The 21,241-nt window shown below is 39.2% G+C and carries 23 protein-coding genes; 15 read left to right on the forward strand and 8 right to left on the reverse strand.

Features of this window, described 5'->3' with window-relative positions; genetic code table 11:
* Positions 1-194 precede the first annotated feature (194 nt).
* Genes CYP77_RS07600 through dnaK form a run of 3 tightly spaced genes read left to right on the forward strand, consistent with a single transcriptional unit; the run spans position 195 to position 3,434 of the window.
* The gene (locus CYP77_RS07600; protein ID WP_103567951.1) at positions 195-989 is read left to right on the forward strand and encodes an HrcA family transcriptional regulator; all 795 of its coding nucleotides are present in this window, start codon (positions 195-197) and stop codon (positions 987-989) included.
* Positions 986-1,528, forward strand: coding sequence for a nucleotide exchange factor GrpE (gene grpE / locus CYP77_RS07605; RefSeq protein ID WP_103567948.1), 543 nt, complete (start codon positions 986-988; stop codon positions 1,526-1,528). Before CYP77_RS07600 ends, grpE begins: the two co-directional genes overlap by 4 nt.
* Positions 1,529-1,559: 31 nt before the next feature.
* Positions 1,560-3,434 carry a molecular chaperone DnaK gene (gene dnaK / locus CYP77_RS07610; RefSeq protein ID WP_103567949.1) on the forward strand — a complete coding sequence of 625 codons (1,875 nt, stop codon included), beginning with the start codon at positions 1,560-1,562 and terminating at the stop codon, positions 3,432-3,434.
* A gap of 150 nt (positions 3,435-3,584) precedes the next feature.
* Here the strand turns inward: dnaK and CYP77_RS07615 are convergent, their stop codons facing one another.
* Positions 3,585-4,187, reverse strand: coding sequence for an MBL fold metallo-hydrolase (locus CYP77_RS07615; protein ID WP_103567950.1), 603 nt, complete (start codon positions 4,185-4,187; stop codon positions 3,585-3,587).
* 120 nt (positions 4,188-4,307) lie between these two features.
* Between CYP77_RS07615 and CYP77_RS07620 the strand changes: the two genes are divergently transcribed.
* From CYP77_RS07620 to kdsB, 6 genes are read left to right on the forward strand one after another with little or no spacing between them, the layout of a single operon-like run.
* Entirely contained in the window at positions 4,308-5,045 is a 738-nt protein-coding gene (locus CYP77_RS07620) for an NAD+ synthase (protein ID WP_103567007.1), read from the forward strand.
* 10 nt (positions 5,046-5,055) lie between these two features.
* A complete protein-coding gene (locus CYP77_RS07625; protein ID WP_103567006.1) occupies positions 5,056-6,186 on the forward strand; it encodes a DegT/DnrJ/EryC1/StrS family aminotransferase in 1,131 nt (376 codons plus the stop codon).
* A complete protein-coding gene (locus tag CYP77_RS07630) occupies positions 6,179-7,099 on the forward strand; it encodes a tetraacyldisaccharide 4'-kinase (RefSeq protein ID WP_103567005.1) in 921 nt (306 codons plus the stop codon). The genes CYP77_RS07625 and CYP77_RS07630 overlap by 8 nt, the downstream gene beginning before the upstream one ends.
* A 50-nt stretch (positions 7,100-7,149) precedes the next feature.
* A complete protein-coding gene (cutA, locus tag CYP77_RS10400; protein WP_103567004.1) occupies positions 7,150-7,464 on the forward strand; it encodes a divalent-cation tolerance protein CutA in 315 nt (104 codons plus the stop codon).
* Positions 7,461-8,924, forward strand: coding sequence for a threonine synthase (gene thrC, locus CYP77_RS07640; protein WP_103567003.1), 1,464 nt, complete (start codon positions 7,461-7,463; stop codon positions 8,922-8,924). Before cutA ends, thrC begins: the two co-directional genes overlap by 4 nt.
* Positions 8,921-9,631 (forward strand): 3-deoxy-manno-octulosonate cytidylyltransferase, encoded by a 711-nt coding sequence (kdsB, locus tag CYP77_RS07645; protein ID WP_103567002.1) that lies wholly within the window; start codon positions 8,921-8,923, stop codon positions 9,629-9,631. Before thrC ends, kdsB begins: the two co-directional genes overlap by 4 nt.
* A gap of 704 nt (positions 9,632-10,335) precedes the next feature.
* On the opposite strand, the gene dsbD is transcribed toward kdsB, so the two are convergent.
* Positions 10,336-12,063: a protein-disulfide reductase DsbD gene (dsbD, locus tag CYP77_RS07650; RefSeq protein ID WP_103567001.1), complete on the reverse strand. Its 1,728-nt coding sequence runs from the start codon at positions 12,061-12,063 to the stop codon at positions 10,336-10,338.
* 107 nt (positions 12,064-12,170) lie between these two features.
* On the opposite strand from dsbD, the gene ppk2 reads away from it, so the two are divergent.
* The gene (gene ppk2, locus CYP77_RS07655) at positions 12,171-12,980 is read left to right on the forward strand and encodes a polyphosphate kinase 2 (RefSeq protein ID WP_002942696.1); all 810 of its coding nucleotides are present in this window, start codon (positions 12,171-12,173) and stop codon (positions 12,978-12,980) included.
* Positions 12,981-13,032: 52 nt separating this feature from the next.
* Here ppk2 and CYP77_RS07660 read toward each other — a convergent pair whose 3' ends face one another.
* The 5 genes from CYP77_RS07660 to CYP77_RS10040 form a co-directional block, all read right to left on the reverse strand.
* Complete coding sequence (locus CYP77_RS07660) at positions 13,033-13,464, reverse strand: trehalose-6-phosphate synthase (protein ID WP_103567000.1); 432 nt, start codon at positions 13,462-13,464, stop codon at positions 13,033-13,035.
* A gap of 114 nt (positions 13,465-13,578) precedes the next feature.
* A complete protein-coding gene (locus CYP77_RS07665; RefSeq protein WP_103566999.1) occupies positions 13,579-14,826 on the reverse strand; it encodes a major outer membrane protein in 1,248 nt (415 codons plus the stop codon).
* Positions 14,827-15,023: 197 nt separating this feature from the next.
* Entirely contained in the window at positions 15,024-15,563 is a 540-nt protein-coding gene (locus CYP77_RS07670) for a thioesterase (protein ID WP_012140023.1), read from the reverse strand.
* 8 nt (positions 15,564-15,571) lie between these two features.
* Entirely contained in the window at positions 15,572-16,441 is an 870-nt protein-coding gene (cmoB, locus tag CYP77_RS07675; protein WP_103566998.1) for a tRNA 5-methoxyuridine(34)/uridine 5-oxyacetic acid(34) synthase CmoB, read from the reverse strand.
* A 1-nt stretch (position 16,442) separates the two neighbouring features.
* Complete coding sequence (locus tag CYP77_RS10040; protein WP_002942642.1) at positions 16,443-16,610, reverse strand: hypothetical protein; 168 nt, start codon at positions 16,608-16,610, stop codon at positions 16,443-16,445.
* Positions 16,611-16,701: 91 nt separating this feature from the next.
* Here CYP77_RS10040 and CYP77_RS07680 point away from each other — a divergent pair, with 91 nt between their 5' ends.
* Genes CYP77_RS07680 through CYP77_RS07695 form a run of 4 tightly spaced genes read left to right on the forward strand, consistent with a single transcriptional unit; the run spans position 16,702 to position 19,658 of the window.
* On the forward strand, positions 16,702-17,781 hold the full coding sequence (locus tag CYP77_RS07680; RefSeq protein ID WP_103566997.1) for a transglutaminase-like domain-containing protein: 1,080 nt from the start codon (positions 16,702-16,704) through the stop codon (positions 17,779-17,781).
* Positions 17,778-18,101, forward strand: a complete 324-nt coding sequence (locus CYP77_RS07685) for a hypothetical protein (RefSeq protein ID WP_021090140.1) — start codon at positions 17,778-17,780, stop codon at positions 18,099-18,101. The genes CYP77_RS07680 and CYP77_RS07685 overlap by 4 nt, the downstream gene beginning before the upstream one ends.
* Entirely contained in the window at positions 18,094-18,351 is a 258-nt protein-coding gene (locus CYP77_RS07690; RefSeq protein WP_103566996.1) for a heavy-metal-associated domain-containing protein, read from the forward strand. Before CYP77_RS07685 ends, CYP77_RS07690 begins: the two co-directional genes overlap by 8 nt.
* Positions 18,352-18,368: 17 nt before the next feature.
* Entirely contained in the window at positions 18,369-19,658 is a 1,290-nt protein-coding gene (locus CYP77_RS07695; RefSeq protein WP_103566995.1) for a M28 family peptidase, read from the forward strand.
* Between the two features lie 35 nt (positions 19,659-19,693).
* Here CYP77_RS07695 and nth read toward each other — a convergent pair whose 3' ends face one another.
* Positions 19,694-20,326 carry an endonuclease III gene (gene nth, locus CYP77_RS07700; protein ID WP_258032378.1) on the reverse strand — a complete coding sequence of 211 codons (633 nt, stop codon included), beginning with the start codon at positions 20,324-20,326 and terminating at the stop codon, positions 19,694-19,696.
* A gap of 94 nt (positions 20,327-20,420) precedes the next feature.
* On the opposite strand from nth, the gene CYP77_RS07705 reads away from it, so the two are divergent.
* Positions 20,421-21,239 carry a peptidylprolyl isomerase gene (locus tag CYP77_RS07705; RefSeq protein WP_009294116.1) on the forward strand — a complete coding sequence of 273 codons (819 nt, stop codon included), beginning with the start codon at positions 20,421-20,423 and terminating at the stop codon, positions 21,237-21,239.
* The last annotated feature ends 2 nt before the right edge of the window (positions 21,240-21,241 follow it).

Here is a 21,241-nt window from a genome sequence, read left to right on the forward strand (position 1 = left end):
TTATGTTGAAGTTAAATTTCTTATTTTGTTTTAAATTTTATTTCTTTTTACGTAAATCTTATAATATAGGCATTAGAAAAGTTTAGTTATATAGGCTAAATATATATAAATAAATTTTTTTAACTTATATACTTGACATTAATAAACTAAAGTTGTATAATCCGCTTAGCAATTAAAAAGAAAGAGTGCTAAAAGTGAGTAAAACAAATAAACGCGATTTGATACTAAATTCTATCATTGAAGCCTATTTGCAGGACAATGCGCCTATTGGCTCAAACGAGCTTGGCTCTCGCATGAGCATGGCGATACCGGCATCTACGATACGTGTTTATTTTAAAAAGCTTTCAGATGAGGGCGAGATCACAAAACTTCACATCAGTGGCGGCAGGATCCCAACTATTGCTGCGATGAGAAGATATTGGAGTGAAATTTTTGCTGAAAGCGACATAAATTTAGAGATAAATGACCCAAGAAGCTTAAAGATGCTCTGTGATGAGTTTGAGCTTTATTGTATGATTTTTGGCACGATCGATAAGGAGTTGCTAGAAATTTTAAATTTAAATGATAGGTATCTGGTTTTAAATTTTAGTGGCGATGAGATCGTCATCAAATTTGATGCTAGGATGTATAAATTTTTAAACAACCTTATCGGAGTTAGTTTAGACAAGCTTGAGCTTATCTGCTCTCAAGTTGGCTTAAGCGAACTAAAAAACAAGATAAGAGAGCTTAAAAGGACTAAAATTTACTTCCAAGAAAATGAAATTTTAGCCTTTGATATGTTCAAGGATAGACGCTTTAAGATGGTTTTTGACCCAAGTTTTAGCTTGCAGATGGATGAAGAACTTACATTTTCTCCTATGTTTGACGAAAATTACATGGGGCTTAAATTTAAAGCAAACTACCTTGGTAGCGAGGCGCAGATGATCTGTGCTGGCAGTGTTTATACTGATTATGTGAAATTTATAAATCTAATAAAGGAGGCCGCGTGAGCGAAGAGGTAAAAGAGCAAAATCTACCTGAGGTCGAGCCAGTGCAAGAGGTAGCTAGCGATAGCGTAAATTTAGATGCACTTGGCGATATCTCAAAAGTTGAGAAGCTCGAAAAAGAGCTTGGCGAGATCACTGATAAATATTACAGAGCAAATGCTGAGTTTGAAAATATCAAAAAGCGTTATGAAAAAGAGAAAGCAGACGTTGCAAGCTATGCAAATGAGAAATTTGCAAGGGACTTGCTACCAGTCATCGATGCACTCGAGATCGCTGCAAATTTTGACCCAGAGGATGATGAATTTGCTAAAAAGATCAAAGAGGGCATTTTGATAACAATAAATCAGTTTAAGAAATGTTTTGAAAAGCATGGCGTGAGCGAGATCGCAACTGATACCGAGTTTGATCCAAATGTGCATAATGCCGTTTTAAGGGTTGATAGCGAGGAGAAGCAGAGCGGTCAGATCGTGCAGGCTTTACAAAAGGGCTATATGATAAATGGTAGGGTTTTGCGCCCAGCTATGGTCAGTGTGGCAAACTAAATTTAAAAAATAAATCTAATAAAGGAAGAATATGTCAAAAGTTATAGGTATAGACTTAGGTACAACAAACTCTTGTGTGAGCGTTTTTGAGCGCGGCGAGAGCAAGGTTATCCCAAACAAAGAGGGCAAAAACACAACTCCATCTGTTGTTGCTTTTACAGACAAAGGTGAAATTTTAGTAGGTGATGTTGCAAAACGTCAAGCAGTTACAAACCCTGAAAAAACGATATATTCTATCAAACGTATCATGGGTTTGATGAGCAATGAAAAAAATGCTGAAGAGGCAAAGGCTCGCTTGCCATATCACGTCGTAGATAGAAACGGCGCTTGCGCGGTTGAGATCGCTGGCAAGGTCTATACTCCGCAAGAAATTTCAGCAAAAATTCTTATCAAATTAAAAGAAGATGCTGAAGCATATCTTGGCGAGAGCGTGACAGACGCGGTTATCACTGTGCCTGCATACTTTAACGATAGCCAAAGAAAGGCTACAAAAGAAGCTGGAACAATCGCTGGTCTAAACGTGCTTCGTATCATCAACGAGCCAACAGCTGCGGCACTTGCTTATGGTCTTGATAAAAAAGAGGCTGAGAAAATTTTAGTTTATGACCTAGGTGGTGGTACATTTGACGTTACAGTGCTTGAAACTGGCGATAATATAGTTGAAGTTTTGGCAACTGGCGGTAATGCATTTTTAGGTGGTGATGACTTTGATAACAAGATCATCGACTGGCTAGTAAGTGAGTTTAAAAACGAAACTGGTATCGATCTAAAAGGCGATATCATGGCGCTTCAACGCTTAAAAGAAGCCGCTGAAAATGCTAAAAAAGAGCTAAGCTCAGCTCAAGAGACTGAGATAAATTTACCATTTATCACAGCTGATGCGACTGGTCCAAAACACCTTGTCAAAAAGCTAACTCGTGCCAAATTTGAAGGCATGATCGACTCACTTGTGGGCGAGACTATCACTAAGATAAATGAAGTCATCAAAGATGCAGGTCTAAGCAAGGGCGACATCAAAGAGGTCGTAATGGTCGGTGGTTCAACTCGTGTGCCACTTGTTCAAGAAGAGGTTAAAAAGGCATTTGGCAAAGAGCTAAATAAGAGCGTAAATCCAGATGAAGTCGTAGCTATCGGTGCTGCGATCCAAGGTGCGGTTATAAAAGGCGACGTTAAAGACGTGCTACTTCTTGACGTTACTCCACTTAGCCTTGGTATCGAGACACTTGGCGGCGTGATGACTAAGATCATCGAAAAAGGCACAACTATACCAACTAAGAAAAGTCAAGTTTTCTCAACTGCAGAAGATAACCAAAGTGCCGTTACTATCATGGTTTTACAAGGTGAGCGTGAGTTTGCAAGGGATAATAAATCACTTGGTAACTTCAACTTAGAGGGCATCCCAGCAGCTCCAAGAGGCGTGCCTCAAATCGAAGTCGAATTTGACATCGATGCAAACGGAATTTTGACCGTTTCAGCAAAAGATAAAGCAACTGGCAAAGCCCAAAACATCACTATCTCAGGATCAAGCGGTCTTAGCGAAGATGAGATAAATAGCATGGTAAAAGACGCTGAGCTTCACAAAGAAGAGGATAAAAAACGCAAAGATGCAGTTGAAGCTAGAAACCAAGCCGATGCACTAGTTCATCAAACTGAAAAGAGCATGAGCGAGCTTGGCGAGAAAGTCCCAGCTGATGATAGAAGCAACATCGAAGCTGCGCTAAATGATCTAAAAGAGGTTCTAAAAGATGAAAACTCTTCAAAAGAGCAAATCGATGCAAAAGTAGAAGCTCTAAGCAAAGCTAGCCACAAACTTGCAGAAGCTATGTATAAAAAAGATGAAAACGCTGGCGCAAACGGCGGCAACAACAAAAAAGACGACGACGTAATAGACGCTGAAGTCGAGTAAAACTCCTAGAGCAGGGCACTTGCCTTGCTCTTTAAAACTAACTACAAAATTTTAAATTTTACACATTTATTTATAGATCAAGGTTTTGGGCAAATTTAAAAGTCAAAATATTTTTCAACTTACTTGGCAAAGTATCCAAACATAAAAAAACTATGAGTTTTTAACTATTTGTATCCATCTATCAAGACTTACTCGTTCATCTCTTAGCGTGCTGATCGCGCCGTGCCCTGGATAAAGAGTGAAGTCGCCCTCTAGTTTTTTGCACTTTTCTAAGCTATTTATCATCTCGTTTTTGTCTGAATATGGAAAGTCCCAGCGCCCGATGCTACCTTTAAATAAAAAATCCCCACTAAAGATCGCGTCTTCTATCTCTATCATCGAGCAACCTGGTGTATGTCCTGGAAAATGGTGAAATTTAAAAGAAAAGTCACCCACCGCAAAGCTCTCATCGCCTTGAGCTAAAATGTCTGGCACAAAGGTATTTTTCATATAGCCAAAAATGTCACTCTCACACATAAAAGCATCAAATTTATTGATATAAACTGGGATTCTTAGCTCATTTTTTAGCTCGCTCACGTCGTAAATATGATCAAAATGTCCATGAGTGCAAAGTATCGCCTTTAAATTTTGTGCATTTTGTAAAACCCACTCTTTTGCGCCGTCGCCTGGATCTATCACCAAACTTGAGTCATTTTTGGTGACGATGTAGCAATTTGTCCCAAAATCGCCAAAACTTTTATGCATTACTCTCATTTTCTACCTTAAATTTATCATTTCTTAAATATTTGCATCTTTTTACTTAAACTTAAAGAAAAATTTTAAATTTAATTAGTATAATTTTTGCAAAAGGAAGCAAATTTAGGCAAAGGGACAATGAAGGGGTATCAAAAAATAGAAGAAACCTTAGTTTTTAGCTTAAAAGATAAAACTAAAGGTAAAAAACTACTATTAGGCGTAAGCGGCGGTATTGATTCTGCTGTGGTTGCGACACTTTGTGCGATAGCAAAGCCAGATGAAACTCATGCACTCATCATGCCAACAGCATCATCAAACAGACAAAATATGGATGACGCCTTAAATTTATGCGAAAAATTAAACATAAAATACAAGGTTTTATCCATAGAGGGCATTTTAAATGCCTTTTACGAAACGATAGATGTAAATTTAAGCAATTTAAGAAAAGGGAATTTAGCAGCTAGAGTTAGAATGAGCTTGCTTTATGATTATTCATCTAGTATAAACGCTCTAGTCATCGGCACAAGCAACAAAAGTGAGCTTATGCTTGGTTATGGCACGATATTTGGGGATTTGGCATGCGCGATAAATCCTATCGGAGAGCTTTATAAGAGTGAAATTTTTGAATTTGCAAAACATCTTGGTGTTGATGAAAATTTTATCAAAAAAGCGCCTTCTGCTGATCTTTGGGATGGGCAAAGTGACGAGGGCGACATAGGTTACAGCTATGCTGTTATCGATGAGATTTTACAAAATTTAGAAAATAACAAGGAGCAAGCCATCAAAAAGTTTGGATCAAAAGCGGTCTTGGATATAGAAAATAGAGTTGTTTCAAACAGGTTTAAACGACAAATGCCGTTGATAGTGAAAATTTAAAGGATTAAAGATGAGAGAAATTCCGTTTTACAAACCAACTATCACTGAGCGCGAAAGTGAGCTTATCGAAGAGGCTTTGCATTCTGAAAATGCTACTGATACAGTTGCTAAATTTGAAGAAAAGCTAAAAGAGTACTTTGGTGCTAAATTTGTTATCACTACAAACAACATCGCAGCAGCGCATCATCTAGCGCTAAGTGCGATGGACACAAAGCGCGGCGATAAGGTCATCTGTTCGGTAAATGCCTTCCCTAGCGTGGCTCAAGCAGTTAGACATTTTGATGCTGAGCCTATCTTTGTCGATATCGATGAAGAGGACTTTAACATCAGCCCAGAAGCCCTTGAAAAGGTGCTAAAAGAGCAAAATCACAAAAAACTAAAGTGTGCTTTCATCTCACACATCGCTGGACAAAGTGCTAAGCTTGATGAGATAAAGGCTATCTGCGAAAAATATGGCATCGTCGTTTTAGATGATGCAAATCGAGGCATAGGACTAACTTATAACGGCAAAAAAGTCGGTTCAGACTCGTTTTTGTCATGCTTTCAGACAAACTCACGCGTGCAAAATCCTATCTCAACAGTTGGATTTTTCACGACAAATAACGAAGAGGTCTATAAAAAAGCAAAACTACTTCGTAACTATGCCCTTGTAAATGGTATAGATAAATTTGGTAGTTTAAGCTACATCTACGACGTTGTTGATATCGGTTTAAAATATGACATAAACTCGATAAATGCGGCATTTTCTATCGCTCAGCTTGAAAAGACAGACGATCTCATAAAACGTAGAAAAAAGATCGCTGAAATTTACGATAAAGAGCTTAAAGAGTGTCACAACATCACAACCCCAGTCAAAAAACGCGAGCACATCTACACCCAGTACATCATCAAGATAAATAAAAACCGCGACAGCTTTGCTAGAGAGCTTTTGGAGCGTGGAATTCACACTTCGCTGCACTATATACCGATACATTTGCTAAGCTATTATAAAAATAAATATTCGCTTAAAGTAAATGACTTCCCAAATGCTCTAAAGACATATCAACAAGTCCTGTCGCTACCTATATATCATAGTTTGAGCGACGAAGAGGTGCAATACATCTGCAGCACAGTAAAAGAAATTTCTAAATCTCGTGTTTAAGAAATTTAACATCCTCTTGCACACCTGGGCGAATGACTACTTCTTTCGCCCAAATTTCTTTCAAATTTTACTAGCATTTTTCCTTTTGCCACTAAGTCTTATCTACGCTCTAGTCGTTATTTGTAAGAAATTTAGCGCTCAAAAAAAAGACTATGGTATAAAAATAATTAGCGTTGGAAACTTAACCCTTGGAGGAAGCGGCAAGACCCCACTTTGTGTCGCTATCGCTAAGAATTTCGAAGGCGCTTTTATCATCCTTAGAGGCTATAAAAGAAAGAGCAAAGGCATGCAAGTTGTCGCTCATGATGGCGAAATTTTACTTGACGTTGCAGCGAGCGGCGATGAGGCGATGATATATGCCACAAGCATCAAAAACGCAAACGTCATCGTTAGTGAAGATAGAAAAGTAGCCATAGACTACGCCAAAAAGCATGGCGCAAAGTATATTTTGTTGGATGATGGATTTTCTAAATTTGACATAGCCAAATTTGACATTTTGGTGCGCCCAAACCCCGAGCCAAAGCTAAAGCTTTGCCTGCCAAGCGGGGCTTATAGATATCCATTTAGCTTTTATAAATTTGGTGATTTCATCGCACGTGAGGGGCAAACTCACTTTAGAAAGAGCGAAATTTTAAACAAAAGCGAAAAAATGGTGCTAGTAACCGCCATAGCAAACCCGGCCCGCCTTGAGCCATTTTTTGGCGAGTGCGTGGGGCAGGTCTTTTTCCCTGACCACTACGACTTTTCAAAAGAAGAGCTAAGCGAAATTTTACAAACCTACGGCGCCACCTCGCTTTTGATGACGCAAAAGGACTATGTAAAGGTAAAGGATTTTGGGCTGAGAGTATCGCTTATCACGCTTGAAGTTACGCTAAGCGAGGAGTTTAAAAAGGTTTTGGCGCAGCAAATTTAAGCCCATTTTGTTATAATGAGCCACTTTTTAAAAGGAAAATTTAGGTCAAAATGAGAATTTTAATCACCTCAGTCGCAAAGAAAAAAGAGGCAAAAAAACTAAGCAAAAAGCTCGTGAAAAAGGGACTTGCAGCTTGCGTGAGTAGCTTTAGCGCAAAGAGCATTTATCTTTGGCAAGAGAAGCTTTGTGATGAAAAAGAGCAAATTTTACTCATAAAAACGGACGCAAAATTTAAAAAAGTAGCTAAATTTATAAGAAAGCACCGCAGCTACGAAACCCCAGAAATTTTGGCACTTAAGCCAAAAGAGGTTTTTAAAAAATATGAAAATTGGATAAAAAAATCAACCAAAAAAGGCAAAAAATGAGACTAACACCAACTAGAAGCGTAAAAGATGAAAAGGTAAAAAACGTAAATTTAAGCACAGCCATGCTTAGTCCAAGCTCCGCTCACGGCGGACTTTACGCGCCAAAGAAGTTACCAAAGATAACAAGGTCAAAGTGGCAAGAGCTCTCAAGCCTAAGCTACGAAAAGCTCGCACTTCACATCATTTCGCTGTTTAAATTTGACGTGCCAGAGGCGTTTTTTAAAAAAGCGCTCAAGAGATATGCAAGCTTTGATGACCCAAAACACCCAGTCATTTTTAAAAAAATAGATAAAAATTTATACGTAAATGAGCTCTATCACGGCCCCACAAGGGCATTTAAGGATATGGCGCTTCAGCCTTTTGGCTCGCTACTTAGCCAGCTAGCAAAAGAGAGAGGTGAAAGATATCTTATCATGTGTGCAACTAGCGGCGACACGGGCCCTGCTACACTTCAAACCTTTGCAAACGACGAAAACATAAGGGTTGTCTGCCTCTATCCAGACGGTGGTACGAGCGAGGTGCAAAAGCTTCAGATGCAGACCATGCAGGGTGAAAATTTAAAGGTTTTTGGTATAAAAGGCGACTTTGACGACGCTCAAAGGGCGCTAAAAACGCTACTTGCAAATGATAAATTTAAAGCTGAGCTTAAGAAAAAGCGTCTTAAGCTAAGCGCAGCAAACTCTGTAAATTTTGGAAGAATTCTCTTTCAGATCATCTACCACGCCTACGCCTACGCAAATTTGCTAAAACAAAAGGCGCTTAAGGCAAACGAGAGCTTTGATATCATCGTACCAAGCGGAAATTTCGGCAACGCACTTGGGGCATATTACGCTAAAAAAATGGGCGCAAAGATCGGCAAGATCAAGATCGCCTCAAACGCAAACAACATCTTGACGCAGCTTTTCACCACCGGCGTTTATGACCTCAGGGATAAAAAGCTGGTTAAGACGATAAGCCCAGCCATGGACATTTTAATAAGCTCAAATGTCGAGCGCTTGCTATTTGATAAATTTGGCAGCGTTAGAACCAATGAACTCATGCAAAGCTTAGCCAAAAATAAATTTTATAAGCTTAGCAAGCAAGAGCTTGAAGCGCTAAAAGAGGACTTCGAGGCTAGCTGGTGCGATGATAAGGAGTGCGAGGCATATATCGCAAAGCTTGCAAAGGACGGCTACGCTATCGATCCGCATACGGCTACTTGCTTTAAAATGGTGAATGCTAGCCGAGTAAGCGTCATCACATCGACCGCGCACTGGGTGAAATTTACGCCAAGCATGATCAAGGCGTGCCAGATCAAAGATACAAAAGATGAAAAAGATGCGCTGGCAAAGACTGCTAAAATCTTAAATGACAGCGTGCCAAGCTCGATAAACTCGCTATTTAGCGCGAAAATTTTACACAAAAACATCATAAAAGAGGACGAGATTGAAAAGTGCGTCCTAGAATGGGTCGAGCGATGATAATCATCCCAGCCCGCCTTGCCTCAACAAGGTTTAGTAATAAAATTTTAAAAGAGATAAACGGCGTGCCTATGTTTGTGGCGACGGCTCTTAGAGTAAGCGGCGTGGACGATGTGGCGGTTGCTGTGGATGAGCCAAGTGTGCTTGGTATCGCTAAGGCTCATGGCATAAAAGCGGTGCTGACTGGCAAAGATCATCAAAGTGGCACTGACAGGATAAACGAAGCGGCGCAAATTTTGGGGCTAAATGGGAGCGAGATCATCATAAATGTGCAAGCCGACGAGCCATTTATCGAGCCTGAAAATATCGCTAAATTTAGGGCATTTTGCGAGCAGAATAGGCAAAAAGCTTTTATGTTTTCTTGCTACAAAAAGATGGACGATGAGTTTGCTGATGATAAAAATTTAGTCAAAGTGGTGACTGATTTTGAGGGCTATGCGCTTTACTTTTCAAGATCGAGGATACCATTTAACAGAAGCGAGTGCAAAAGCTACAAGGCTCACCTTGGCATCTACGGATACAGCGTAAAAAGTCTAAAAGAGTTTTGCGCGCTCATGCCTTCAAGCCTTGAAAATACCGAGAAGCTCGAGCAGCTGCGTGCCCTAGAAAATGGCAAGAAGATAGCGATGCTAGAGGTTGAAAGTCAAAGCATCGGCATCGACAGCGAAGAGGACTACCAAAGAGCGCTAGCTAAATTTGGTAAATGAACCTAAATTTGCCCTGCTTTGGCGTTTTTGCTGCGGCAGAGTAAAAACCGAGTTTTTATAAATTTGGCTAATGGTTTTGCTGATATTTTGTATTTGATTTTGTGGTCTAGCTCGCTTGCACGTGGTTTTGATTAAGTTCTAGCTGTGTTATTGGTTAAATTTACTACGAATTTCATATTTTTAAATTCATTTGAATAATTTTGTCTATTTGCTGAGATGTTTTAAATTTAAGACAATCGCAAATTTTGCTGATATTTTACATTGCGGTCTTTTCTGTGCGCGATTTGGCGCAAAATTTGATTAAATATTAGTTGTGTTGGTTACCTTGGCGCTAAACTAAATTTAGTTTCTATTTCTACTTGTTGGCATGTTTTAAAATTTGATAAATTTAATATGATTGCTTGAGCGAAGTTTTTATCTTTGGCTTTCGGTCTTGTTTAGACGTGATATTGAGCGAAATTTGATTAAAATTTGGTTGTTTTACTATCCTAAAACCAAACCAAATTCGCTGATATTTTTAAAATTTGATAAATTTAAGATGACTGCAAGTCTTGGCTTTGTAATTTTGCTCACGTTATCACACAATATAAATTTGATAGCTGATTTTACTTCTTTGTCGTATTTCTAGTTAGTTGTAAAGTCTGCAAAGCCTAGAGAAATTTGGCTGATAAATTTAAAAATCCAGCCAAATTTGCTATTAATATCTAAATTTTCTCAAGCTTTGCTATGAAATTTTTAGCATTTATAAAGCCGATCGTTCTAAGTGATTTTTGCTCTTCGCCGTTTTTAAAAAGTAGAAGTGCAGGCGGATCGATGAGCCCAAAATTTCTTAACATCTCATCATTTTGCGCCCCGCCACTTGTCACGTCGATGCGAATAAGCGTAAAATTTGCCAAAGCATTTTTCACGCCAGCGTCCTTAAAAGTGATATGCTCTATCTCTTTGCAGCTCGCGCACCACTCGGCGTAAAAATCCACTAGCACTGGCTTGCTTGAGCTTTTTATCATCTCATTTAGCTCGTTTAAATTTCTAGCTTGTTTGAAATTTAACTCGCTCTCGTTTTTGGATAAATTTAGCCCAGAAAGCGGCGAAAACGCGTCTTTTGAGCCTAAAAATGCGCCGATTATTAGCATGAAAGAGTAGATAAAAGCTAGCATGCAAAGTGCTTTTTTAAATTTAGCCCAGCCACCGTTTGTCGCTTCAAATGCGCCCAGATAGACTGCCGCAAAGACACCTATGACGCCATATCCAAGTAGCTCAAAAAACGCTCCAAGCACGCGCGCGAGGATCCAAACAGCCATGATGAGCATCAAAAAGCCAAAGAGTTTTTTGACCTCATCCATCCAGCCACCAGGTCTTGGCAGGAGCTTGCCAGAGCTTAGCCCTATCACAAGAAGCGGTGCGCCCATGCCTAGCCCCATAACAAAGAGCATGATGCCTCCATAAAGTGCGTCTCCGCTTTGCGCTATGTAAAGAAGTGCGCCTGCTAGTGGTGCTGCCACGCAAGGCGAGACGATGAGCGCTGAGGCAAAGCCCATGATGAAAACGCCGATTAGACCCGAGCTGTTTTGCGACTTTTTGTTGATCATATTTTCAAATTTAGAGGGCAGTTTGATGTCGTAAAAGCCAAACATACTAAAGCTTAAGATGACAAAAATGGCCGCAAATGCGCCAAGCACGTAGATGTTTTGCAAAGCCCCTGCGATGCCAAAGCCAAGTAGGCTTGCTCCAACGCCAGCAAGCGCGTAAGCAAGGCTCATCGCAATTACATAAACTAGCGAGAGCAAAAAGCCTTTTTTAGCATTTAGGCTGCCGCCCTTTGAGACGATGATGCTTGATAAGATCGGTATCATCGGAAATACGCAAGGTGTGAGCGAGAGTAGGAGGCCGTAGCCAAAAAATGTCGCAAGCGAGATAAAAAAGTTTTTGCTACTTAGCTCGTTTGCAATGCTTTGATCTTCTGAAAGCTCGGTAAATTCAGGATTGGTTTCATCTTTTTGCTCTTTTTCAAAGGCTATGATGCTAAATTTGCCAAATTTTTCAAAGATATCATAAATTTTAGTTTGCGGACGGTAGCAAATGCCATTTTTAGCGCAGCCTTGATAGCTTAAATTTAGCCTAGCATTGCCGTTTTTAAGATGCTCTTTTACTAAATTTAGTGGGATAAACAGTGAAAAATCTTTTGGGTAAATTTCGTATTCGCCAGTGTTTTCACTTTTTGGCATGTTTAGCAAAGAATTTATCTTCTCTTCGCCAAGCTTAACCTCAAAGCTATCTTTATAAAGGTAGATATTTTCGCCAAATTTAAACTTGATCTCAACGCCTTGTTCGTCGATACTTGGGCTTAAAACAAATGCCTTACTGACGTCTAAAACCTCGGCAAAAAGTGAGCTTGCAAACAAAATAAGAGAAATAATAAATTTAAAAAACATGCTAATCCTTGCTAAATCAAAAGAGATGATTTTAGTCTAAATTCTTAAATTTATTCTATTTTATAGTAAAATCGTGAAAAAGCGTGAAATTTTTAAAAGGAGCGATGATGTCAAAAGATAAAAAACACCAAAAAAGCGATAAACTTGGCTACGAAGAAGAGCTAAGACTGCTTCAGATAGAACTTTTAAAATTCCAAAATCATGTCAAAGACAAGGGACTTAGAGTGCTTATGCTAATGGAGGGGCGAGACGCAGCCGGCAAGGGCGGCACGATAAAGCGCCTAACTGAGCATCTAAATCCGCGCGGTTGCCGTATCGTAGCGCTTACAAAACCAAGCGACGTCGAGAAGACGCAGTGGTACTTTCAAAGGTATGTGACGCATCTGCCAAGCGCTGGCGAGATCGTGATCTTTGATAGGAGCTGGTACAACAGGGCTGGGGTTGAGCCAGTGATGGGCTTTTGCACGCAGGCTGAGCATAAAGAATTCCTGCGTGAAGTGCCAAAATTTGAAGAGATGATCATAAACTCAGGCATCATTTTCTTTAAAATTTACCTCTCTATCACAAAAGAGGAGCAAAAAAAGCGCTTCAAAGAGCGTCTGAACGACCCGCTAAAGCAGTTTAAAATCTCTCCAGTAGATCAAAAAGCGCAAGAACTTTGGGACCAATACTCCATCGCCAAATACTCGATGCTGCTAGCCTCTCACAATAGCATCTCGCCGTGGGTCATCGTCTCAAGTGACAATAAAAAAGAGGCGAGACTAAATGTCTTTAAATTTATCCTAACTCACGTCGAATATCCAAAAAAGATAGATGAGTATCTAAAATACGACAAAAGCGTCGTAAGAGATGGAAGCGAGGAGATCAAGCGCATAGAAGAGGGGCTTAATAAAGATAAGCTAAAAAGTATCGACTGAAAATTAGACTTGGCTGCAAATTTGGGCTTAAATTTACAGCCAAATTTTACTACTAAACCCACCACATAAATTTAGCCAAAACGACCATCATCAAACAAAGCACAAGGGCTATGAGGTGTGAAAATTTACCAAATGGATCTGGCTTTTTTAAGATAGTGACATTAAAAACAGAGATGAATGTGATAAGACACATCAGAAGTAAAATAGCGATCTTTGCTAGCAAGAGCTTTTGAAAGTTGCTTTGCCACCAGCCATGCTCGCCCCCAAGATAGTCCTTTGCCATATATGCCCCACTTATCAAAAGTAGCAAAAATGCCGTGCCAAAAACCTTTGCACTGCCTTTTGTGTAGGCTTTTTTGACAGCTTCAAGGGTTTGTGGATTTATCGTTTTTTTGGCAAATGGATATATGCAAACATCAAAAAATACATATCCTATAAAGATAATGGCACAAACTAAATGCGTAATGAGAGAAAAAAGATACATTTTTTGCCTTTTTTGTTTGGCATTATATTGGGTTTATTTGAAAGGATTGCTGATTTGGATTAAGTATTGAGAAGTTGAGAAGATCCGAGCGAAAGCTCGCTCGGATAAATGTTTTTAGAAGCTATATTTTGCTTCAAATCTGATACGATTTTGTTTGTAGCTTTCGCCGTCTTTTTTGTCTTTAGCAGCTGCATACCAAGAGAGGAATGTAAGTTTTTTGCTGTATTTGTAGCTAGCGTCAAGAGACCATTCGCTTCTTTTTGCTCTCTCTTTACTAAGAGCCCAGCTATAGCCTTTACCTTGAGTATATCCAGCACCAAAGCCAAATTTATCTATATCATATCCAGCATTAACAAACCAGTAGTCGTTGTTACCTTTAATATTGTTATAGTATTGTTTTCCGCCACCACTCATAACACTATTTAGAATTTTAGTTGGGTTGATTAACTGACCATTTGCATCAATTGAAGTAAATGACCACTTATTATTATCTTTATTTTTAGCATCAAAGTCTAAATAACCAGCGTTAAGCTTAGCACCAAATAGTTTTGTGCCAGCTTGAACTGCCCAGAAGTTAGCATCAGCTACATCTTTGTGATCTGAGTCGTTATGGACAAACTGACCTTTTAGGTTTAGATTTACATCATCAGTTACATTAAAGCTAACACCAGCTTCAGCACCATAAAGTGTTGCTATCTCTTGAAGATTTGCAATAGCTGCTTTAAAAGATACTGGATCATAACTGCCAGCTGCACCTAAATAGTAAAGATTGCCAGCAGAACCATTAAATTTATCATTTTCAGTACCATTTACTATTCTATTAAGCAATGGACCATCTATTTCAGTACCGTCGCTTTGTAGTGCATCATAAGCTGCAGCTGTTAAAGTAAGACCAGGTACATCAGTACTTACTACTTTTAGACCAGTACCTGCTATATCACCATCATCATAGAAAGTTTTGATAAGTTGCTTGCCAGCTGTAATAGTAGTATTAGCTACTTTATAGCCTAAGTACATCTCATAAACGCCAAAAGTGTCGGTTGTACTTGTTTTATCTGTACCTTTTAGGTTTTTGTTGCCAGAATCATCTGTTTGATCATATCTTAAAGTTAAAACACCAAAGAAGTTATCGTCGATAGCTGCTTTAAATGATGTTTGTGCTCTGAAAGCATAACCAGCAACATCGTTTGTTTTTGCTTTTGTATCAGGGTTTGATTTGTAATGATCATTTGTATAACGATATCTTGCAAATCCTGAAAGATCTACATTTTTTATAGCTTCTTCAAGTGGAGTTGCACTTGCAACGCTTGAAAATGCACCTAAAGCAACCAAAGCAGCTAAGCTAACTTTTGTAAGTTTCATCTAAATCTCCTTTTGATAAAAATGTTTTGAAAGGATATTATCATAGAAAATTAATTTTATAGCTTAAATTTTGTTAAAAATTTCAAAAATTATTACCGATCATTTACCAAATTAGGGTAATAAGATAAGATTTGTCTTTAAAAATTTGAGTTTATTTGAAGTTAAAAGATGAGAAATTTATATCTCATCAGTTAAATTTAGCCGTTGTTTTTAGCCTGCGCTTCTTCACGCTCTTTCTTTTGTCTTATGGCGGCTTCTTTTTGGATATTTTTTTGCTGAGTGACAAAGATATGCTCTTCAAGCGTGACTAGCTGAAAGATGCCCTCAAAGATCTTAATCTCTTTTACGTAGCCTATCACTTTTACCTCTCTTTTTCTACTCTCTTCAAACCTTGCTTGTGCGTCAAATTCGACCACATCGCCAAGTTTGAGCGGTCCAAAGAAATTTATCCTAGCACCGATGCTGACGCAAAACTCTTCATTTATAGCTAAAAGTGCTGCGTAGTTAGCCCCCATAAAGACAAAACCGCTATGTATGAGCCCCTCAGCGTCACTTACCATGTCAGCCGTGGTAAAAAACCTAGTTTTTGCGTGATTTTTCTCAAGTAAAAATGCCGTTCCACTAAAATTTAGCTTTGTTAAAGGAGCTGTTTTTATCTCGTTTCTTAGCGGGTTTTCATCCTCTGGGAGGATTATTTGCGACTCGTCTTTTGCTTCAAAAATATTTTCATCTGCCATATTTATCCTTAAATTTTAACTCTTATATAGGCTCTTTTTGGTGCTGGATAGCCCTCGATAGTCTTTGTGTTGTCGTCTGGGTCTAAGAAATTTGAAAGACTCTCTCCATCTATCCACTGTGTTTTTCGCTGTTCGTTTAGATCAGTAGCCTTTGTCTCAAGCAGGGTAAAATCCTTAAATTTAGCCCTCTCACACCAGTTACAAAGCGCGCTAAGCGTTGGCACAAAGTAGATATTTGGAATTTTTGAGTACCTATCCTTTGGTGTAAGTGCAAAGTCGCCATCCATATCTATATACATCGTATCTAAAAATAGCTCGCCGCCTGGATTTAGCGCGGTTTTTAGCTCTTTTAGCATCTTTATAGGATCGCTTCTATGATAGATGACACCAAGGCAAAAAATGGTGTCAAATTTCGCTGCGTATTCTGGCAAGCTCTCTACCCCAAGAAGCTCATAGTTGATATTTGAGCGGATAAATTTATTTAAAAACTTAAACTGTAAAAATGTATGCACGCTAGGATCAAAGCCAGTTATGCTTTTTGGGCCGTACCCAAGCATCTTAAACATATAATATCCATTGTTACAACCCACATCAGCCACGCACTTGCCAGCTAAATTTAGGTGGGGGGCAAGGATATTAAATTTAATAAAACTTTGCCACTCACTATCTATATAGATATCATCAAGTAAAAATGGCCCTTTTCGCCAAGGCTTTAGGCTAAGGGCGAGGTTGTAAATTTCATCTTTTTTAGCTTGGTCTAAATTTTTAAATTTGACATTTACGCTATCAGAGAGGCTAAATTCGCAATCAAAATTTGCTAAATTTTTTATTTTATTTAAAATTTGCTTTTGCTGCTCGTTAAATTTGCTAAGATCCACGCTATTTCCAGTCTACGATGTTGTGCGGACACTCTTTTTGGTAGGTGCCAGTCGCGTCATAATACTCTTTACAATCATTATAATATTGTGTCGAAACTCCGCGCTCGTTCATATAAAGACAACCGTTGCAAAATAGCGCTATAAAGCCTAAAAATATAATCTTTTTCATGTGGCGGATTTTATCATAAATAAAAATTTTATGCTAGAATAGCAGGCAGTTTTAGAGCCAAGTTTGGCTAAGATTAAGCAAAAGGCATTTTATGCAAAGAAGAGATTTTTTTAAATTCAGTAGTTTTTTAGGTGCAGCAAGTCTGCTTCCAAGTGTCACCCTATCTAGCGATGAGCCAGCAAACCCAGTAGTTAGAAATTTTGATGTAAATTTCAAACATCTGCTTCTTGAAAAGGGCAAAAGCTCGAGAATTTGGCTACCGCTCCCACTAAGCACCACTTATCAGCAACTAACCCAAGACTACGTCATAAACACAACCGCTAAAAACGTCTATATCTCAGACACGCTAATACCAACAATGTATGGCGAATTTGAAGAAAATGAGCAAAGACCTATTTTAAATATCCAGTTTAAGATCCAAACAACAGAGCGCAATACCGACTTTAGCAAGGTAAATTTCGATCCAAATGAGAAGGTCGATCCTGCTGTTTTGGAGTTTTTAAAACCAACTTCACACATCCCAACAGATGGCGTCGTAAGGGCAAAAGCGCTAGATATCGTTGGAAATTTAAAGGGCGATTTGGAGCGTGCAAAAGCGATATATACGTGGGTTGCAAACACTATGCAGCGTGATAACAGCGTCCTTGGATGTGGCACGGGCGATGTTAAAGCGATCCTAGAAAGTGGCAAACTAGTTGGCAAATGCACCGACATAAACTCAGTTTTTGTGGGACTTTGCAGATCAGTTGGCATCCCTGCAAGAGAAATTTTTGGTATCAGGGTTGGTCAGTCTAGATTTTCAGATCAGATGGGTAGTGCAAAAGATGGCGTGGCTAAAATTTCAGGCGGACAGCACTGCAGGGCTGAGTTTTACTTAAAAGGCTATGGTTGGATACCGGTTGATCCAGCTGACGTTACGAAGGTAAGACTGGGCGAGAAATTAACAAACGATGACGCTAAGATCAAAGCTGTTAGGGACTATTGCTTTGGTAACTGGGAGATGTGCTGGATAGGCTTTAACTACGGACGTGACTTTATCTTAAAGCCAACCCCAGAGCAAACTCCGCTAAACAACTTTGGCTATCCATACGCTGAGGTTGATGGCAACACACAAAACTACTATTCGCCAAAAGAATTTAGCTACGACTACGTCTCAACAGAGCTAAAATGAGAGCCTTTTGGCTGATACTAACATCCATAGGTAGTGCTATCGGCGCTACCTTGTGCTGCTTGCCGGCACTTCTTTTCTTGCTTTTTGGCACATCTTTTTCATTTCTATCTTGGACACAAAATTTATACGAGTACCGCGTCCCTTTAAGCGTCGTGGCGGTCATTTGCTTTGTGATCTCTGGCATTGCTCTGTTTTACAAGCCAAAAAGCTGCAACCTAAGCTATAAAAAGAAAAAATGGATACTTATATATATACTTTTTGGAGTGATACTACTTTTACTCCTTACATATCCAGAGCTTTTAGGAGAAATTTATGCGTAAAATTTTAGTTTTAGCCCTTTTGGTGGCTGCAAGCTACGCTGATAAAAAGATAGAAATTTTAGTGCCTAGCATGCACTGTCCGCTTTGCACAGCGATAGTTCGAAAGGCCGCACTTAGCGTTGAGGGCGTAAAAAAGGCAGATGTATCGCTAAAAGAGCGAAAAGCTGTCGTTATAGCAGATGACAAGGTCGATGAAAAAGAGCTTTTAAAGGCGGTCGATGCGACTGGCTATAAGGGCGAGATAAAATAAATTTAAAGGAGGCAAATATGTCAAAGAGTGAAGTTCTAACGAAATTTGAGACACTTGCAGCGATACCGCACTGCAGTTATGAGACTGATAAGATGCGTGATTTTTTAGCTGATTTTGCAAGAGATAAGGGCTGTGAAGTCGTGGTCGATAGCTTTGGCAACGTTCATGCATTCAAAGGCAAGCCAAAAATTTGCTTGCAAAGCCACTACGATATGGTATGCATGGGCGATGCGCCAAAGATCGAGATAGTTTATGGCGATGATGGCTACATGAGGGCTAAAAACTCATCTTTAGGCGCAGATAACGGCATAGGCGTGGCTATCATGATGCAGATGATAAGCGAATTTGACGACATTGAGTGCCTCTTTACAAACAACGAAGAAGTTGGCATGGTCGGTGCTGCTGGTTTTAGCGGCGATCTAAAAGCCAATAAGCTTTTAAATTTAGATAGTGAAGAGGACGACCGCGTAACTATCGGCTGCGCTGGTGGTGTAAATTTATTTGCCACTATAGCGCTTAATAGCCAAAAAACAAAAGAGAGCACGCTTTACGAAGTAAAAGTAAGTGGCTTACCTGGCGGACACTCTGGCAACGAGATACATAAAAATATCCCAAATGCGATCAAGGTTTTGGCTACATTTGTCACTAAAAATGGCTGCAGGCTTGTTAAATTTGAAGGTGGCGAGCGAAGCAACTCTATCCCAAGTGGCGCAACTGCACTTGTGCTAAGTGATAAAGAGCTAAAGAGTGAGTGTGAAAATTTAAGCGTGAAAAAACTTGGCACGGGAGATGAAATTTTAGAAAATGGCGAGAAAATTTTAGCATTAATTAACTCATTTTCACAAGGTGTAAGAGCCTACAACTGCGAACTAGGCATACCGCAAGATAGCGTCAATCTCTCACTTGCAAAGATCAAAGATGATGGCACGCTTGAAGTGGAGTTTTTCGCAAGATCTATGAGCAAAGACGGTCTAAATAGGATGGAATTTGAAATTTCAGAGCTTGCAAAAGCAGTTGGCTTTAGTGTTATTAGCAAGGATAGAAACCCAGCTTGGAAACCTATAAATGATAAATTTGCAAACGATATTTTAGAAGAGCTTAAAATTTATAAGCCAGAAGCAAGGATAACAGCTGTGCATGCTGGACTTGAGTGTGGAGTGCTTTTAGAGAAAAAAGCAGGTCTTAGTGCATGTTCTATTGGACCAAACATCTACTCACCTCACTCTACTAGAGAGCACTGTGAAGTAGCCTCTGCGCTTTTTATCGAAAAAGTCGTTCGCGGTATCGTTAAAAAATATAACTCTTAAAAACAAAATTTGCTAGAAATTTCTAGCAAATTTTTCTATATCACCTTGTCCTTGCTTTTGCAAAGATCACTTAATATACACTCAAAACAAAGCGGTTTTTTAGCCTTGCAGGTGTAGCGTCCAAAAAGAACCATGCCTTGATGAAGCTTGCCAAGGTCGGTTTTAAAGGCAAGAGTTAGATCATCTTCAGTCGCTTCTGGCGTCTTTGCGCTGCTTAAACCAAGTCTATGTGATACTCTAAAAACATGGGTATCAACAGCCATGACGTTTGCGTTTGTAGCCTCTAAAAGCACGACGTGAGCGGTCTTTTGCCCAACTCCAGCAAGCGCTTTTAGCTTCTCTTCATCAAGTGGAATTTCTCCGTCATAAAGCTCAACCACGCTGTTTGCCATTTTGATCAAATTTACGGCTTTGTTGTTAAAAAAGCTGCATGAGTTTATCATGAGTTTTAGGCTGGCTAAATTTGCACTTGCTAGCTCAAAAACATCTTTATATGCCTCAAATAGAGCAGGGGTGATCAAATTTACCCTTTTGTCGGTGCACTGAGCTGAGAGCATGACACAAACAAGTAGCTCATATAAATTTCTAAATTTAAGCTCGCTTTTTGCGTCCTTAAACTCGTCCAAAAGTCTTCTTTTTATCTCTAAAATATCTTTTTTTGTTCTCATCTGGCTATTTTACCTAAAATTACAAGTTAAACGAAAAGTTACCGCATTATTTGATATAATTTTGCCCATAAAATCAATTTTTTAAAGGATTTATATGAAAAAATTTTTGTTTCCAGCAGTTTTAAGTTTAGCTGCAGCTGTCACTCTAAACGCAGCAGTAGTTGCAACAGTAGATGGCGATGCTATAAACGATAGCGATATCTCAGCACTTTTATCAGCGGCTATGCCAGGATTTGACGCTAGCAAGCTTCAACCAAATGAGAAAAAACGTATAATCGACGATCTAATCAACAGAAAACTTCTTTTAAAAGACGCAAAAGCGACAGGCATTGAAAAAGATGTTGATTACATCAAGGCTGTAAAAGCTGCACAAGAGGGCATCGCAGTTGAGCTTTATATGAGAAAACTATTTGACGGTATAAAAGTAAGTGATAGCGATTTAAGAGATTTTTATAACAAAAACAAAGCTAGCATGAACCAACCAGCTCAAGCAAGAGCAAGACATATCTTAGTTGAAGATGAAAAAACAGCAAATGACATCATCGCTCAACTTAAAAATTTAAAAGGCGAGGCACTAACTAAGAAATTTGCAGAGCTAGCAAGCCAAAAATCAATCGACAAAGGCTCAGCAGCACACGGTGGCGAGCTTGGCTGGTTTGGTCAAAGCCAAATGGTAAAACCTTTTGCAGACGCAGCATTTTCAATGGCTAATGGCACAGTTTCAACCAAGCCAGTTAAAACTCAGTTTGGCTACCATGTTATCTTAAAAGAAGATGGTAAAGCAGCTGGCACTGTAAGCTTTGAGCAAGCAAAACCAGAGATCGAGCAAGCTGTAAAAATGGAGAAATTCCAAGCTGCTGTTAGACAAAAAAGTGAAGCTCTACGCCAAAAAGCAAAGATAGAATACAAATAAAA

Origin of the sequence: Campylobacter concisus (assembly GCF_002913865.1) — a bacterium.
GTDB classification, from domain to species: Bacteria; Campylobacterota; Campylobacteria; order Campylobacterales; family Campylobacteraceae; genus Campylobacter_A; species Campylobacter_A concisus_AM.